The organism is Vibrio sp. MarTm2, from assembly GCF_027587055.1.
GTDB lineage: Bacteria > Pseudomonadota > Gammaproteobacteria > Enterobacterales > Vibrionaceae > Vibrio > Vibrio sinaloensis_D.
Genome location: NZ_JAPPTK010000001.1, coordinates 223,414 through 240,286, shown reverse-complemented (window position 1 = coordinate 240,286; position 16,873 = coordinate 223,414). Strand labels below are relative to the sequence as shown.

Sequence of the window (16,873 nt, the reverse complement as noted above, 5' to 3'; positions counted from 1 at the left end):
CCTTTAGTCATGGAGATTGATTAAATCTTCGCGTCATAATCATTACGTTTAGGACAAGTGCTGAGAATTTCACGTCTCCCGGTCTCTTTTACCTCTTCCAAAATAATGTCAAAGCCCCATAGTCGATACAGGTGTTTGAGCACTTCATCGTAGCTCTCATCTAGAGGAATGCGATCGTGTGGTACATATTGGAGTGTTAAGGAGCGATCGCCTCGCACATCAACGTTAAACACTTGGATATTCGGCTCTAGATTGCTCAGGTTGTACTGAGCGGCGAGTTTCTCGCGGATCGCGCGATAGCCTGAGTCGTTATGGATCGCAGCAACCTCGATATAGTTCTTGCGATCATCATCGACGATGGCAAACAGCTTAAAATCTCGCATCAGCTTTGGAGACAGATATTGACTGATGAAGCTCTCATCTTTGAAGTTTTGCATTGCAAAGTGAACAGCATCTAGCCAGTCTGTCCCAGCCAATTCAGGGAACCACTCCCTGTCTTCATCGGTTGGCTCTTCACAAATTCGTCGAATATCCCTAAACATAGCGAAGCCCAAAGCATAAGGGTTAATGCCACTGAAGTAAGGGCTATTGTATGGAGGCTGAGCAACCACACCGGTATGGCTGTGAAGAAACTCTAAGATAAATCTATCCGTCACCAATCCTTCGTCGTAGAGATGATTGAGGATGGTGTAGTGCCAAAACGTCGCCCAGCCTTCGTTCATCACCTGAGTTTGTTTTTGTGGATAGAAATACTGGCTTATCTTGCGCACAATACGCACGATCTCACGTTGCCAAGATTCAAGCAGTGGCGCATGTTTTTCGATAAAGTAGAGAATGTTCTCTTGAGGCTCGCTTGGGAAACGAACCTTTTGATCTTCTTGCTCGACCGTCGACTTTGGCACCGTGCGCCAAAGATCATTCACTTGAGATTGCAAGTACGCCTCGCGTTCTTCTTGTCGAGACTTCTCTTCTGCGATTGAGATCTTTTCAGGTCGCTTGTAACGATCGACACCAAAATTCATCAGCGCATGGCAAGAATCGAGTAACTCTTCGACCTCTTTCTCTCCATATTTTTGCTCACACTCAGCAATGTACTTTTTGGCGAACAGAAGGTAATCAATAATTGAGCTAGCATCAGTCCAGGTTTGGAAAAGATAATTACCTTTGAAGAATGAATTGTGGCCGTAGCAAGCGTGCGCCATGACAAGCGCTTGCATGGTCACGGTGTTTTCTTCCATCAGATAGGCAATACAAGGATTGGAATTAATGACGATCTCATACGCAAGACCCATCTGACCATGTTTGTAGCCTTGCTCCGTTTGAATGAACTTCTTACCAAATGACCAATGGTTGTAGTTGATTGGCATACCAATACTTGAGTACGCATCCATCATTTGTTCAGAAGTGATGACTTCAATTTGGTTAGGGTATGCGTCAAGCCTGTAATGATCCGCAACGCGTTTTATCTCTTTGTGGTAGCGGTCAAGTAATTCAAACGTCCAATCAGGGCCGTCAGGCAGCGCTTTGCTTTTTGTTGGCTTTTTTGTCTTGGTAGTCATATTTGCCCCCTAAGCGGTCTCTTTTTGGAACAGCTCGCGGAATACAGGGAAAATGTCCTCAACCGCACGAATGTTTTTCATTGCGAAATTCGGAAAGTCTCCTGCGAGTTTTTCATACTCATGCCACAAGGTTTGATGTGAGCGTCGAGTAATTTCGATGTACGAGTAGTATTGACAGTTAGGTAGTAGTTTTTTTGTCAGTAGTTCACGACAGCGAGGCGAATCGTCCGCCCAGTTATCGCCATCTGAGGCTTGCGCGGCATAAATGTTCCATTCACCGACAGGGAAGCGTTCAGCGACTATCTCGTTCATCAACTTAAGTGCACTGGAGACAATGGTTCCCCCGGTCTCTTGCGAATAAAAGAACTCATGTTCATCGACTTCTTTCGCTTGTGTATGGTGGCGGATGAAAACCACTTCGACATTTTCGTAGGTTCGGGTTAGGAACAGATAAAGCAGTACGTAAAACCGTTTTGCGATGTCTTTTGTTGCTTGGTCCATTGAACCCGATACGTCCATTAAGCAGAACATGACGGCTTGGCTAGATGGAATCGGTCTTCGTTCATAGTTCTTAAAGCGCAGATCGAAGGTATCAATAAAGGGCACCGTATCAATCTTGTGTCGCAGCGCTTTGATTTCGTCTTGTAAACGTTGCTCTTCTAGAAGTTGAGCAGGTTCGCTCATTTTGACTTTATCGAGCTCGTCTTCTAACTCTCTAAGCATTCTTCGCTTCCCAGCTGTCATTGCGGTTCGACGCGCTAGGGATTGCTGAAGTGATTTTACGATCGCAATATTGGCTGGAACACCTGCGGTTTGGTAACCCGCTCGGTGCGTTTTCCATTCGGTAATTTTTGCGATTTGATTCTTTTCTAGGTTAGGTAATTCGAGGTCTTCAAAGAGAATATCCAGGTACTCATCCTTAGATATTTGAAATACAAATTCATCTTGCCCCTCGCCATCGGGGCTGGCCTCGCCTTCGCCCGAACCTCCTCCTTGACCGCCTCCTTTTGGACGTTCAATTTTATCACCGGTAATGAACTGATCATTGCCGGGATGAACGCGCTCTTTTAACCCGCCTTTACCTTGATGAAACACGGGTTCTTTGATGTCTTTGTGAGGAATAGAGACGTCTTCGCCGGTCTCTGTATTGGTAATGGAGCGGCGATTCACCGCGTCTGCAACAGATTCTTTAATCTGCTCTTTATGTCGGCGTAAAAAGCGCTGGCGGTTTACAGCACTTTTATTCTTGCCGTTCAGTCTTCGGTCAATAAATTGCGCCATGAGTCACCCCTTATCTGCACCGTGAAACAATAAGCTTCAACGAATCTATCTTGCATCCAAATGCCTGCCAGATGTTCTCTGGCAGGTAAGTCATTGGCATCCTTCAATTGGTGAAGGATTTGGCTGCATCGTTGTTTTAAGAAGACTTACGTACGCGCAAGTACCACTCAGACAACAGACGCACTTGTTTCTCGGTATACCCTTTCTCCATCATACGAGCGACAAAGTCGTCGTGTTTCTTTTGATCTTCAGACGAAGTTTTGGCGTTAAAGGAAATCACTGGCAATAGCTCTTCAGTGTTAGAGAACATCTTCTTCTCGATAACCGTGCGCAGTTTCTCGTAGCTAGTCCAAACAGGATTTTGACCGTTGTTGTTAGCGCGAGCACGGAGCACAAAGTTGACGATTTCATTTCGAAAATCCTTAGGATTACTGATTCCCGCGGTTTTCTCGATTTTCTCTAACTCATTGTTTAATGCAGAGCGATCAAATAGCTGGCCTGTTTCTGGATCACGGTATTCTTGATCTTGAATCCAGAAATCTGCGTAGGTGACGTAACGATCAAAGATGTTTTGTCCGTACTCAGAGTATGACTCTAAGTAGGCCGTTTGAATCTCTTTACCGATGAATTCGACATAGCGAGGCACTAAGTAACCTTTCAAGAATTCTAGGTATTTCTCAGCCGTTTCTTGAGGGAACTGTTCACGCTCAATTTGCTGTTCGATGACATAGAAAAGATGAACAGGGTTAGCAGCGACTTCGGTTTGGTCGAAGTTGAATACGCGAGAAAGAATCTTAAACGCGAAACGGGTAGAGAGACCAGACATGCCCTCATCAACGCCAGCGAAGTCTCGGTACTCTTGGTAGCTTTTCGCTTTAGGGTCGGTGTCTTTGAGTGTTTCGCCATCGTAAACACGCATTTTCGAGAAGATGGATGAGTTTTCAGGCTCTTTTAGGCGCGACAAGATACTGAATTGAGACAGAAGCTCGAGTGTGCTAGGGGAGCAAGGCGCTTTGGACAGCTCTGAGTGGTCGAGCAATTTCTGGTAAATTTTTACTTCTTCAGAAACGCGTAGACAGTAAGGCACTTTTACGATGTAAACACGGTCTAGGAAGGCTTCGTTGTTCTTGTTGTTGCGGAAAGTTTGCCACTCGGATTCGTTGGAGTGCGCCAAAATCATGCCATCAAATGGTAGGGCAGAGAGACCTTCGGTACCGTTGTAGTTGCCTTCTTGCGTAGCCGTAAGTAGAGGGTGTAGCACCTTGATAGGCGCTTTAAACATCTCGACAAACTCCATTAAGCCTTGGTTAGCTCGACACAGCGCACCTGAGTAGCTGTAGGCATCTGGGTCATCTTGTGAGAAGTGTTCCAGTTGGCGAATGTCCACTTTACCTACCAATGAAGAGATGTCTTGGTTGTTCTCATCGCCGGGCTCTGTTTTCGCAATCGCAAGTTGGTCAAGGATCGATGGGCGTACTTTCACCACTTTAAATTTCGAGATGTCGCCACCGAATTCATGAAGACGCTTCGCCGCCCAAGGAGACATGATTGAGCGTAGGTAACGTTTTTCGATGCCGTACTCTTGTTTCAACAGTTCGCCGTCTTCGTTTACGTCAAACAGGCAGAATGGATGGTCATTGACGGGGCTGCGTTCACCATTTGCAGAAAGCACATAAATAGGAACTTGTTGCATCAAGGCTTTGAGTTTTTCGGCAAGTGACGATTTACCACCGCCCACAGGGCCTAATAGGTAGAGGATTTGTTTGCGCTCTTCTAGGCCTTGCGCCGCATGTTTTAGGTAGGAGACGATTTGTTCGATCGCTTCTTCCATACCATAGAAATCTTTGAATGTGTCGTAGCGTGAGATGACGCGGTTGGAGAAAATACGACTAAGTTGAGGATCTTGGGCGGTATCGATGATCTCTGGTTCGCCAATCGCCATCAACAGTCGCTCTGCTGCGTTGGCGTAAGCGCTTTTGTCATCTTTACATAGGCTAAGAAAATCTTGTAGGGACAATTGTTCATCCTTGGAAGCTTCATAGCGTGCTTGGAAATGGTCGAAAATACTCATAATGAATTCCCCTTTGAACCTGTCAAATTGACAATAAACCCGCATAGAAAAGCAAAATCCTTTCTAATTTAAGCCTAGTTGCTTTTTAGAATTTTGCTTAAAAAATATGTGTTTAATTGCAAATTGTGATGAAAAGCAAAATGCAGTTGCGTCTCTCTACATTACTGAGATTACTTACGTATAAAGTAGCCAAATATGTCACTCGAACTCATTCGTAGTGTGAAAATGGTAGGTAAAAAATAGCGCTGGGAAGGAAATGCTTATGAGTCTGATTAGCTGCTACACTGAGTGTGCACACGTTTTCACTGAACGTTATCTCAAAATAGCCAAGCTTTGTTTTGCAAACTTTCGAGCCAGATCATTATTTATTTCTAACCTCAAAATATAATATCTGTGACTTTTAAAAAGTTTATTTAATAACTAGAACGAATAGCGAATGAATCATGCTAAATAAATTATCACTGAAGAATAAACTCGCCATATCTGCGAGTGTTGCCATCGTAGTCGGGGGACTATTGGTCGAAGGCTTGTCTTTCAAAGCGTCGCTTGATCGCCTCAATATTGAGGTTGAACAGCGTTTAGAGAGCACGGCATCGTCTTACAATCAATATGTGGCGGATTGGATTACGTCCAAAGAACGTGCTCTAACTTCCCTTTCTCAAGAGTCGAAAAAAGAATCTATAGTCACTCATTTAAAGCAAGTAAAGGATTCTGCCGGCTTTGACAATGTGTTCATAGCTTACCCTGATGGGAGCCAGAACAACGCGAATGGGGTCGTGTTACCGCCAGGCAACGATGATCCTAGGAAGTGGGGTTGGTATCAAAACGCAGTAAAGCAGCCGGCAAAAGTGTTTATGGATAACCCAACGGTTGCCGCAGCGACTGGCGCAAATGTCGTCTCTTTGGGTAAAGCGCTTAACTTGCATGGGGAGCAGGTTGTTCTTGGCGCGGACGTTGAAATTACCGATATTTTGGGTGGCATGGAAAAGGTCATTTTGCCTGGCGACGGGTACATGTTCATTGCGAATAAACAAGGCAATCTGTTTGTTCATCAGGATACGTCGCTTCTTAATGAATCCGTAACGCGTTTGGGTTTAGACGAGGCCACCATTCGTAAAGCGGTCAGCACTGGTCATGACATCTTTGTGACAGTTTTGGGCGAGGAGTCTGTGGTTTATGCCAATGAGATTGGCTCGACAGGTCTTACGACGGTGATCGTTGTGAACTATGACTCGTTAGTTGCACCTTTGTTTGGTGCTGTTTGGGGGCAGCTATTGGTGACGGGGATTGTGGTTGTCGTGTGTACACTGCTGTTTAACATCTTGTGTACCATCTTGTTCCGCCCGTTGACTAATGTTTCTAACGCACTTGAGCAGATAGCGAATGGTAGCGGAGATTTGACTCAAAGAATCGATGTGGAATCAAACGATGAAGTGGGTAAGTTGGCGCATAACTTTAACGTCTTTGTCGGCAGCTTACAGCAATTGATTGGCCATATCCGCGAACAGTCTTACCAGTTAACGGAGCAATCAGAGCTCAGTACCCAGCGTTCGAATCGTTCGGTTGATGAAATTCATCATCAGCAACAAGAAATCACTATGGTTGCGACAGCGGTAACTGAACTTGCGAGCGCGACACAAGAGATTGCCTCGCATGCTGAGCGTACCGCACAAGCTGCTCAAGACTCTACTTTGAGCACCGATAACGGGCACCTTCTCGTTGAGAATACGAAAGGTTCGATCAATAAATTAGCGATTGAACTGGAGTCAGCTCGTCAGGTAGTGGGCGCTTTGGAGCGACATGGCCAAGAAATCTCAACCGTGCTGTCTACAATTCAAGGCATTGCTGAACAGACCAACTTACTTGCGTTGAACGCAGCCATTGAAGCCGCACGAGCGGGTGAGCAGGGCAGAGGCTTTGCCGTGGTGGCCGATGAAGTACGTGTGTTGTCGCAGCGAACCCATTCCTCAACGGAAGAAATCAAAAACACCATCGCCGTATTGCAGGACACAACGGCTCAGGCTGTATCCATCATGGAAAGCAGTGGTGAACTTGCTGGGATGTCGGTTGAGGATGCGGACAAGGCTTCCGCCGCTTTGGGTGAGATTAACTCAGCGGTGACATTAATCAGCGACATGGCCACTCAAATAGCGACAGCGGCTGAAGAGCAAACCCATGTGACAAGTGAAATTACCCAGAACATCACGTCCATCAAAGACGTGGCTGATCAATTGGTGGTGGGCGCGAACCAAAGCTCAGAAGGGGCTCATCAAGTTCGGAGCCAAGCAGAGGAGCTCGTTGCCAAAGTGGCGACTTTTAAACTCAGCTAACAGAGATCAAAAAAGGGACCGCGCGGTCCCTTTTCTTTATGCGTTAGGTTAAGCGTTAAAAATTTGCTTTAACTCGTTTGCGCACAAATGGTATTGACGAGGGCAATTACGCCACGTTGTAAGCATACGGCGATACTTCTCTTGCATTGGCATTTGCGCGTTGAAGTGATGGTCACCTTTGTCAAACTGTGGGTAAAGACCTTCAGAGTCGGTTAAGAAGCGCACGTAGTTTACTAGTTGAGACTCACTCGCAATGTCGTAACCTAGGAAAGTTAGGCGGCGCTGGTCTACATCTTTGCGCTCTTCTTCATCTAACATTTTGTTTGATTCTTGCATTGCGTGATACATCTCCATTGTGTCGATGATTTCACGACATTCGGCTTCACTTAAGCAGCCAAAATCTTTGTTTAACTCGCTCATTTGAAGCTCATACCCGCGCTCAACAATGGTCTGCAAACGCTGATATTTAGCTGCGTTTGCTGGGTCCATTTGAGACATAAGGTAGTATTGGTTCGAAAGGATCAAACGTTGAGCGTTAGTCATTTCCATGGTGGCCTCACTAAAATAATCTAATACATTTTTAATGTGCTTAGGTTATCTGTTCGTGGATTGCTGAAACATGATCTCAACACATATTTAATATGAAAAGTACAAAGAATCCGCGAAAAATGACTCATTTTTTGTGGTAGTGGTTATAGATGTAATCGCGATCGGAAAAAACGCGCAGCCACTCAGGTTTGAATACGACAAACATGGTTAGCGCCATTCCGTTGAGCAAGCCTTCAGGAAAGGCGAGTAGCGGGATAAACACCAGATAGTTGTCTACGATGGTTGTCCAATCGTGACTTCCTAGCAGCCATATGTAGATACCGCTGGCGAGCAGGTGAAGTGAGCCAGTTACAGCGCCATTGAAGAAGCCTGCAACGAAGATAAATACGAAAATATTGCGTGGTAAATAGCAATAGCTAAAGCGAAACACCAGTTGGCTGATAGCGATAGGAAAAAAGCATGACAATATAAGATATTCAGGGACTTGGTACCAAGTTAGATCCGTCGTGAAGGTAAGCGCAGAAGTCGCGACGATAGAGAGCACGCACGCATTTTTCCAACCATACATTAAGGTAAGCGTTGTCAGGGCTAAAAAGTGGATTGATAGCCCTTCTTTGACGCCTGCTTGTGCCGACCAAAGTAGAGTGAGCGCGGCAACCATGGCGAAAGTAAGATGCTGAAAAGTACGGTCGTGAAGAAACTTTGGCCAAAACACATTCTTCACGTCAGACCAAATAAATGGACCTAGCGCCAGAATCGCAAGAAAAGCAAACAATTGGTGAAGTAGCACTCAAACTCCTATAAAAAAACCAACCTAGGTTAGGTTGGTATTTTTTACGAAAATGTGAGTACTTGGTATCAATATTTTACATTTGAGTGATACTGTTCAAGGATTGAAACAATCTTGTCCATGGTCTCTTTGGAAGGTGGGTTAATGCCTTCTAGCGGATAGTCATGACCGAGCGCCTCCCATTTATGAGCACCAAGCTTGTGGTAGGGAAGTAACTCAATTTTTTCGATATTGTCCATATCTTTGATGAATTCACCGAGCATGTGAGCGGCTTCTTCATCATCTGTGTAGCCAGGTACCACAACATAACGGATCCAGGTTTTTTGCCCCAGCTTATGCAGGTAACGAGCGAAATCCAACGTACGCTTGTTCGACACACCGATAAAATCATGATGGATTTCATCTTTCATATGCTTGAGATCAAGCATGACTAAATCCGTTGCTTCGAGGACTTCATCAATCACATCGGTGTGTTTGCGAATATAGCCATTGGTGTCTAGGCAAGTGTGTATACCCTCTGCTTGTGCTGCACGGAAAAAGTCTCGAACAAACTCTGGTTGCAGCATGGCTTCACCACCAGAGCAGGTCACACCGCCGCCCGAAGCGTTCATAAAATGACGATAGCTTTTTGCTTCGTTGATGATTTCGTCAACGGTCACTTCCTTGCCGCCATGAGTGTCCCAAGTGTCACGGTTGTGGCAGTACATACAGCGCATCAGACAGCCTTGCATAAAGACAATGAAACGGATTCCAGGTCCGTCGACGGTGCCACAGGACTCAAAAGAATGAATACGACCAGTTGTTGACATGAGCTCATCTCTAATAGGTTATTTGCGTGTCATTTTATTACAAAAAGTGTGGTTTAAATAGGGAAAGGGGGAGTTTCAAACAACATTTTACCGAATAAGAAAAAAAAACGTACTTAGGCTAAAATGTATGTTATAAAAATGTTGCAAATAATGATATTAATAACAAAAAATAAATAATATTGGCTAGGCAAGTATTTTACATCCCACTGATGTTTAAGGATTATTTATGGATATGCTTGCGCTTTCACAGAAACAAAAAGTGATTGTCTTTTTGGTTATACTGACGATTGGATTTATTGCGTTAGCAGGGTACTCGTCATCCAGGCTAACGCAAATGAGCGATCAGTATCACTCTAGTGCCGATATTGCTTCGGGTTCACTCTCTATTTATCAAACACAAAGTAAGATTCTTACACTGAGCAGCAACCTAGACAATTTGTCGGGGGCAAGTGTCAGTCAAGCCAAACAAGACATTTCAGCTATAGTTACTTCTGTACAGGAAGACGCGGAGTTTTTAAACCGTGTCGGATTTGCCTCTCAGGCTGACACGCTTACCCAAAATGTGGCTCAGTTTGAGTCTGCGGCCAATCCGTGGTTAAAGCTAAAGTCGGAGCTAGGTTTTACCATCGATGAAGGGAAACTAGGCGAACTCAAACAACTTGCTACAACGATCGAAAAGAAAATCGAAGAAACAGGTATGGTGACCCTCAATTCAGATTTTCAGGCGATGGTGAAATCTCAGCAAAACTATCTACTTCAGCCAAATGAGCAAAATCTAAAACTGTTTAATCGTGCAATGGCTGGCTTTGAAAGCATGTCGAATGTTTATGCGATGTTGGAGCTATACGAAAAAGAAATAGAGCAGTATAAATCGACGTTCGTTAGAGTCAGTGAACTCTCACAACAGCTAGGCAGCGTTGAGCAACAGTTGTTGGTGTCAAAAGCACAACTCACCAAGATCATAGGGGCGATTACTCTTGAGCTTGCTTCTTTATCTGAACAATATCAAACGTCTGCTACTAAAGCGTCCAATCAGACCCTTTGGTCAATTTTGGTCGCGTGTACAGTGTTGGCTGTGTTGACCATTACCATATTTGTCATGCAGAGCTCATCACTATCACGTTCGTTGAACAAAACAAGAGAAGTGCTAAGCGGTGTATCCGCAGGTGATCTCTCTCAACGCATGTCTCTAACGAAAAATAAGAACGATGAGTTTAATCAACTGGCACAGAGCATCAACGAGAGCTGTGAAAATCTCGGTGGTTTAGTTCAGGGGGTGCAGCGAAGCAGTCAAGAGTTATCAGGTAACGCGGCGGAACTTAATCAGGGGTTGGACAAGCTGGCTCATCATCAAAGCGAGGTGTTGGGCCAAACGGAGTTGTTGGCGTCGGCGACAGAAGAAGTGAGTGTGACGACGCAAGAAGTTTCGAATTCATTAGAGTTTGTTGCAGAAATCAGCCGCTCATCAACTCGTTCAGCAGAAGATGGCGCCAAAGTCATTGGTGCGGCTATCGGCTCTCTCGATGAAGTGGCTACCATTTTGACCTCCGCTGCTGGACACATTCAGCAATTGGAAGATGCGTCTGCGAAAGTCGACTCGGTAATGGAAATCATCAATGGCATTGCTGAGCAAACAAACTTGCTGGCTCTGAATGCTGCGATTGAAGCCGCACGTGCTGGTGAGCAAGGGCGTGGTTTTGCTGTCGTTGCTGATGAAGTGCGAAGTCTTGCGGTCAGAACCGTAGACGCGGTCTCTGAGATTTCTGAGACAATCGACACCATGAAGAAAGAAAGCGCGGAGGTCATTCAATATATTGGCCAATCGGAGTCGTCCATGGCGACCGGGCGAGAGCGCGGGCAAGAAGCGATGGATGCGCTAAAAACTATTACAGACAAAGCGGATGAAGCGTCCCATCAAACAGAAGTCATATTCCGTTCCATCAAAGAGCTGGCAACAACGAGTCAATCAATGGCTGATAACATGACTCAAATATCGGGTGCAATGAAAGATCTTGAAGAAAACAACGAACAACTCAAGGCAATTAGTGCACAAGTTGAAGGAAGCGCGAGCAGCCTAAACACAGACTGCCAGCGATTCAATATTTAGAAAAACGCATACAATGAGAGGCTGCCATTTCCGTATAAAGAGTCGGACGCCTCTCGGTAATCTGGGGTTTTCGCCGCACTGCTCAAAGTTGCTCCAAAGCCGCTTCCATACCATGCAATGCCTGCCACAGCCGTCGCTTGCCAGTTTTCGAGTGTAACATCATAAATGCTCGGATCGGAGATTGAAGGATCCTCTTCAATGGCAGGACGATAGCCTTCGACGGTGAAATCATTGAACCTATATCGTCCCTCGATACCTGCAAACAAGAACCACCCTCCTTTTGAGCCACCTAACATTCCCGGTCTGAATGTGTATTCGTTGTCGATGTTTGCCGCCCCCATGCTACCGGCAAGATCCGTCCCCCACCGGAACATAAAGCCAGTCGAGACATCAGAACGGAAACTACCGAAGTTACCTTCCGAAACGTTCGAGATTTCAAAATCCGTATTGGCAATAGAGCGCGCTCTCATGACATTAAAGTGAGACAGATACCCAACGCTACCGACTCGAGCATCTTCTATCTGATAGTCCCAGCCGTTTGGCTCTTTTGACCCTGTGAGACCGTGTACGATACTTTGAGCTCTATCAGCAAGAGAGCTCTCGCCCGTTGTACCAATTGTCAAATTGAAGCGTTGTGCTTGTTGTGGGTGGAGGCTGATGTAGTTGAATTCAGTGTGTAAGTAACCCGCGTATGGACGCTCATTTTCCAAAGGATAATCGGCTGAAATGTCGCTAGGTGTATACATTTTGTGGCCGAGCGTGAACTCAATTTTATCGAGAGACGCTGCCCCCCAAATCGATAAACTCAATGGACTGAGAAGCCAGTGAGGGTTTATCGCGCTAGAGGTGTAAGTGAGAAAAAGACCATTGGTGTAGTCTTGATCCACACCAAACAGCCCATCATTGTCTAATGCAAATGTAAAAGTTGAACGCTCTGATGCTTGAGCATTCAAAGAGAGTAAGAGCAATGGAACTAAGCAGGTTTTTTTAATCATCATTATTGTTAACCGCGGCATACAAAGTGTGAAAGCTAAGCGAAAAGTAAATTTAGATCTATCACTGATATAAGCAATTATTATGCCGGGGAAAATTTGACGATAGGGGATACATTGGGGGGTGTTTAGGGTACAAAAAAAGCCCCGCTTTTAAAGCGGGGCTTTCGATTCATTCAACTGAGATTATAGAGACTCAGTGAAAGTACGTGCGATTACGTCAGCTTGTTGCTCTGCAGTTAGAGAGTTGAAGCGTACAGCGTAACCAGATACGCGGATTGTTAGCTGAGGGTATTTCTCAGGGTGCTTAACTGCGTCTTCTAGAGTGTCACGGTTAAGTACGTTAACGTTCAGGTGCTGACCGCCTTCGATACCAGCTTCGTGGTGGAAGTAACCATCCATTAGACCAGCAAGGTTAGCGCGCTGTGAATCTTCTTCTTTACCTAGTGCGTTAGGTACGATAGAGAAGGTGTAAGAGATACCATCTTTAGCGTGAGCAAACGGCAGTTTACCTACAGATGTTAGAGATGCTACCGCACCTTTCTCATCACGGCCGTGCATTGGGTTTGCACCTGGAGCGAATGGAGCGCCTGCACGACGACCATCTGGCGTGTTACCTGTCTTCTTACCGTATACAACGTTAGATGTGATAGTAAGGATAGACTGAGTAGGAACAGCATCACGGTAAGTCTTAAGCTTACGGATCTTGTTCATGAACACTTCAACAAGTTCACAAGCGATGTCATCTACGCGAGCATCGTTGTTACCAAATTTAGGGTAGTCGCCTTCAATTTCGAAGTCGATCGCTACGCCATCTTCGTCACGGATTGGTTTAACTTTCGCGTGCTTGATTGCAGATAGTGAGTCAGCAGCGATAGATAGACCAGCAATACCACAAGCCATAGTACGGTAAACGTCACGGTCGTGTAGCGCCATTAGTGCAGACTCGTAGCTGTACTTGTCGTGCATGAAGTGGATGCTGTTTAGTGCAGCAACGTACTGCTTAGCTAACCAGTCCATGAAGTGGTCTAGGTTGCTCCACACTTCGTCGAAGTCTAGTACTTCTGAAGTGATCTTAGGCATAGCTGGACCAACTTGCATCTTCAGCTTCTCATCAACACCACCGTTGATTGCGTAAAGCATAGTCTTCGCAAGGTTCGCACGAGCGCCGAAGAACTGCATTTGCTTACCAACAACCATTGGAGATACACAACATGCGATTGCGTAGTCGTCTGACTCCATGTCTGGGCGCATTAGGTCATCATTTTCGTACTGGATAGAAGACGTATCGATAGATACTTTCGCACAGAACTTCTTGAAGCCGTCAGGTAGTTGCTCAGACCAAAGTACAGTGATGTTTGGCTCTGGAGAAGGACCCATTGTGTATAGAGAGTTTAGGAAACGGAAGTTCGTACGAGTAACTAGCGTACGGCCGTCAAGACCCATACCACCCATAGATTCTGTTGCCCAGATTGGGTCGCCAGAGAATAGGTCATCGTACTCAGGAGTACGTAGGAAACGAACCATGCGTAGTTTCATTACGAAGTGGTCAATCATTTCCTGAGCTTCTACTTCAGTGATCTTACCTGCAGCGATATCACGCTCGATGAAGATATCTAGGAACGTAGAAGTACGACCTAGAGACATAGCAGCGCCGTTTTGAGATTTAACAGCAGCTAGGTAACCGAAGTAAGTCCACTGAATAGCTTCTTGTGCAGTTTCTGCTGGGCGAGAGATATCGCAACCGTATTTCTCAGCCATAACTTTCATTTGGCCAAGAGCGCGGTGTTGCTCTGCGATCTCTTCGCGAAGCTGCATAGTCATTTGAAGATCTTCGCCGTTCTCAAATTTCTCTTGTAGAGAAGCGAACTGAGCTAGCTTGTCTTTGATCAGGAAGTCAATACCATATAGTGCAACACGACGGTAGTCACCGATGATACGGCCACGACCGTAAGCATCTGGAAGACCAGTTAGAACACCAGATTTACGACATTTTAGGATATCAGGAGTGTAGATATCGAAAACACCCGCGTTGTGTGTTTTACGGTAATCTGTGTAGATTTCTTTGATTTTAGGATCCAGTTCACGGCCGTAAACTTTACAAGAACCTTCAACCATGCGGATACCACCATTAGGGATGATAGCGCGCTTAAGAGGAGCATCAGTTTGAAGACCAACGATAGTCTCTAGATCTTTTTCGATGTAGCCTGCATCGTGAGCAGTGATGGTAGAGATAACGTCAGTATCGAAGTCAACAGGTGCGTGAGTTGAGTTCTCAATTTTGATACCTTCCATTACCTTAGCCCAAAGCTTGTTAGTTGCTTCAGTACCTTCAGAAACTAGGAAAGATTCGTCGCCTTCATACGGTGCGTAGTTCTTCTGAATGAAATCACGAACGTTTACTTCATTTTGCCAATCACCTTCAGCAAAACCTTCCCAAGCTTTAGCAAATTGCTCTGCCATGACATACCTACCTTTTTAGTAGAAAAAACACGTACCTATCTGATCCGTTGAGCGAGTCAGATTCCATATAATGGGACGGTACACTCTTATGAATAACAATATGTATAGCCTTTAAATACGTTTATCGAAAGAACATAAAGCTATAAATATTGTCACTAGTTTTTACATGCTGTCTTATCAACTTGGCTTTAAGGGTAAACTAAAATTTTTTTGCAAACCTTAAACTAAATCAATAAAACGCCTTCTAGCTAAAAAAAATTTTAAAATATTTATTGAAACTAAAAAAAAGTTGAGAGCCCAAACAGGCTCTCAACGTCTATTGTGTTTTTATAGGAATGCTGGGATTCCATATTGCCCTTCTAGCATACCAACTGCAAGCATAGCAACTAAACAGATAATCAGAACGCCAACTGGGATAACGATTTTGTCGACAAACGACAGGCGTGCTGCACGCTCTTTGTCACCAATTAGACCGTTGTTGTCTAGCAGCATTGTCAGCGCCCAAGCAAGAACTGGGTTAACAACTGCTGAACCAAAGATACAGATACCTGCTGCTTGAGAATCTTTCGAATCTTTTACCATTTGCATACCCGCTTCAAGTAGAGGTAGAGATACACCTACAAGAAGAGCAACACGCATTACTGGTGGCCATACCGCGATGTCCATTGGGAAACCAAGGATTGCGATGATCATTACTAGCAGACCTAGAAGGATTGCACCACCAGGGATAGGACGCTTAGCGATTGCTGCAGGGATCATGTAAGTACCCCAAGATGATGTGATGTTACCACCACCAACCGCTGTACCTACCATTTGACGGATAGAACACATTGTCATCGTGTCATCAACATCCATCAGTACTTTTTCAGTTTTCTTAGGGTAGTTCAGTTCTTGGAAGATACGGTGACCTAAGAAATCAGGAGACCACATCGCCACTGCAAGGATTGCAAACGGTAGTGATGCGATGAAGTGCTCCATATTAGGAAGACCTAGCATCCAACCTTCTTCTGTGCTGCCCCACCAGTAAACAGGGTTTAGGTTAGGAAGACCCGTTTCAGTAACGAACTTGATATCGAAACCTGCACCTAGAACGAGTGCAATGACCAAACCTGTGAAAGCACAGACTGGGATAGCTAACCAACGCTTGTTTACTTTCGCAAGGAATGCGTACAGTGCGATAGTCACTGCCAGTACGATAAGACCAACATAGCCCATGCTGCCAGCTGCTACTGTCTCAGACTGTAGACCAACCGCCCAAGCTTGGATCGAGTTGATTTGGCTCATGGTTCCGGTTAAACCAAGGAAGATAAGCAAACCGCCTGCGGTCCCCTGAGAGGTGAGGTTTACCAGCTTAGAGCCACCTTTAAGGAAGCTTAAAAGCAGACCAAATACACCGATAAGGATTGCCAATGCAAGAGGGTGTGCACCTGCTAAAGCGATGGTGCCGATAAGAGGGATCATTGGGCCGTGGTTACCGGCGAGGTTCGCTTTCGGGTTAATGAAGCCTGATGCGAGTACGCAGAATAGTAACGCAGGGATTAGCATTTCTACACGAGCAACCTCAATGGCGAAATCTTTACCAAGGTTTACGTGATCCCATGCTGCTGTAAGACCCTCTGCCCAAGACATCATTACCGCAGAGTACATCGCGATAATACCGATAGTACCTGCAAGCGCTGGTACCAAATCTTCTAATTCGAAACGGAAATCGCGACCAGGTAGGTTCAAACCAAAGCGGCGTGGCTTCATGATCTGAAGTTCGTGATCTAGATAGTCGCTACGGCTTTCAAACTCTGAAGCTGGACGGTGCAGCTCTCGGTAGCTCTTGTTTTCGATATCCGAATCAGAGTGCGGTTTATTGACTGCGTCTGACATAGATTCCTCATATTTAAAAAAGTTAATGATTCTTGGAAGAGTCGCCC

Annotated in this window: 11 protein-coding genes; 2 read left to right on the top strand and 9 right to left on the bottom strand. The window is 45.3% G+C overall.

The genetic code is table 11. The annotated features are described in order from the left end of the window. Window positions 1–20: 20 nt before the first annotated feature. The 3 genes from OH458_RS01160 to OH458_RS01150 all read right to left on the bottom strand — a co-directional run bounded on the left by OH458_RS01160 (window position 21) and on the right by OH458_RS01150 (window position 4,911). A complete protein-coding gene (locus tag OH458_RS01160; RefSeq protein WP_038134212.1) occupies window positions 21–1,559 on the bottom strand; it encodes a SpoVR family protein in 1,539 nt (512 codons plus the stop codon). Between the two features lie 9 nt (window positions 1,560–1,568). Then, window positions 1,569–2,840 (bottom strand): YeaH/YhbH family protein, encoded by a 1,272-nt coding sequence (locus OH458_RS01155; RefSeq protein ID WP_269977005.1) that lies wholly within the window; start codon window positions 2,838–2,840, stop codon window positions 1,569–1,571. 136 nt (window positions 2,841–2,976) lie between these two features. Continuing rightward, window positions 2,977–4,911: a PrkA family serine protein kinase gene (locus OH458_RS01150; protein ID WP_005474957.1), complete on the bottom strand. Its 1,935-nt coding sequence runs from the start codon at window positions 4,909–4,911 to the stop codon at window positions 2,977–2,979. A gap of 443 nt (window positions 4,912–5,354) precedes the next feature. On the opposite strand from OH458_RS01150, the gene OH458_RS01145 reads away from it, so the two are divergent. Beyond that, on the top strand, window positions 5,355–7,241 hold the full coding sequence (locus OH458_RS01145) for a methyl-accepting chemotaxis protein (RefSeq protein ID WP_269977004.1): 1,887 nt from the start codon (window positions 5,355–5,357) through the stop codon (window positions 7,239–7,241). 48 nt (window positions 7,242–7,289) lie between these two features. Here the strand turns inward: OH458_RS01145 and OH458_RS01140 are convergent, their stop codons facing one another. From OH458_RS01140 to pflA, 3 genes are all read right to left on the bottom strand, one after another. Further along, on the bottom strand, window positions 7,290–7,790 hold the full coding sequence (locus OH458_RS01140) for a YfbU family protein (protein ID WP_005474938.1): 501 nt from the start codon (window positions 7,788–7,790) through the stop codon (window positions 7,290–7,292). 124 nt (window positions 7,791–7,914) lie between these two features. Next, window positions 7,915–8,580, bottom strand: coding sequence for an energy-coupling factor ABC transporter permease (locus OH458_RS01135; RefSeq protein WP_269977003.1), 666 nt, complete (start codon window positions 8,578–8,580; stop codon window positions 7,915–7,917). Window positions 8,581–8,648: 68 nt separating this feature from the next. Further along, entirely contained in the window at window positions 8,649–9,389 is a 741-nt protein-coding gene (pflA, locus tag OH458_RS01130) for a pyruvate formate lyase 1-activating protein (RefSeq protein ID WP_038134217.1), read from the bottom strand. A 226-nt stretch (window positions 9,390–9,615) separates the two neighbouring features. Between pflA and OH458_RS01125 the strand changes: the two genes are divergently transcribed. After that, complete coding sequence (locus OH458_RS01125) at window positions 9,616–11,496, top strand: methyl-accepting chemotaxis protein (protein ID WP_269977002.1); 1,881 nt, start codon at window positions 9,616–9,618, stop codon at window positions 11,494–11,496. Here the strand turns inward: OH458_RS01125 and OH458_RS01120 are convergent. From OH458_RS01120 to OH458_RS01110, 3 genes are all read right to left on the bottom strand, one after another. Beyond that, window positions 11,493–12,488, bottom strand: coding sequence for a lipid A deacylase LpxR family protein (locus tag OH458_RS01120; protein WP_443088492.1), 996 nt, complete (start codon window positions 12,486–12,488; stop codon window positions 11,493–11,495). The genes OH458_RS01125 and OH458_RS01120 overlap by 4 nt on opposite strands. 186 nt (window positions 12,489–12,674) lie before the next feature. Next, window positions 12,675–14,951 carry a formate C-acetyltransferase gene (pflB, locus tag OH458_RS01115; RefSeq protein ID WP_269977000.1) on the bottom strand — a complete coding sequence of 759 codons (2,277 nt, stop codon included), beginning with the start codon at window positions 14,949–14,951 and terminating at the stop codon, window positions 12,675–12,677. Between the two features lie 327 nt (window positions 14,952–15,278). After that, window positions 15,279–16,826, bottom strand: a complete 1,548-nt coding sequence (locus tag OH458_RS01110; RefSeq protein ID WP_269976999.1) for a DUF3360 family protein — start codon at window positions 16,824–16,826, stop codon at window positions 15,279–15,281. Window positions 16,827–16,873: the final 47 nt, after the last annotated feature.

What these genes read in the sequence shown, in the direction of transcription:
- OH458_RS01110 (WP_269976999.1), bottom strand. Translation starts at nt 16,826, where the DNA reads ATGTCAGACGCAGTCAATAAACCGCACTCTGATTCGGATATCGAAAAC.
- pflA (WP_038134217.1), bottom strand. Translation starts at nt 9,389, where the DNA reads ATGTCAACAACTGGTCGTATTCATTCTTTTGAGTCCTGTGGCACCGTC.
- OH458_RS01125 (WP_269977002.1), top strand. Translation starts at nt 9,616, where the DNA reads ATGGATATGCTTGCGCTTTCACAGAAACAAAAAGTGATTGTCTTTTTG.
- OH458_RS01145 (WP_269977004.1), top strand. Translation starts at nt 5,355, where the DNA reads ATGCTAAATAAATTATCACTGAAGAATAAACTCGCCATATCTGCGAGT.
- OH458_RS01140 (WP_005474938.1), bottom strand. Translation starts at nt 7,790, where the DNA reads ATGGAAATGACTAACGCTCAACGTTTGATCCTTTCGAACCAATACTAC.
- OH458_RS01155 (WP_269977005.1), bottom strand. Translation starts at nt 2,840, where the DNA reads ATGGCGCAATTTATTGACCGAAGACTGAACGGCAAGAATAAAAGTGCT.
- OH458_RS01150 (WP_005474957.1), bottom strand. Translation starts at nt 4,911, where the DNA reads ATGAGTATTTTCGACCATTTCCAAGCACGCTATGAAGCTTCCAAGGAT.
- OH458_RS01160 (WP_038134212.1), bottom strand. Translation starts at nt 1,559, where the DNA reads ATGACTACCAAGACAAAAAAGCCAACAAAAAGCAAAGCGCTGCCTGAC.
- pflB (WP_269977000.1), bottom strand. Translation starts at nt 14,951, where the DNA reads ATGGCAGAGCAATTTGCTAAAGCTTGGGAAGGTTTTGCTGAAGGTGAT.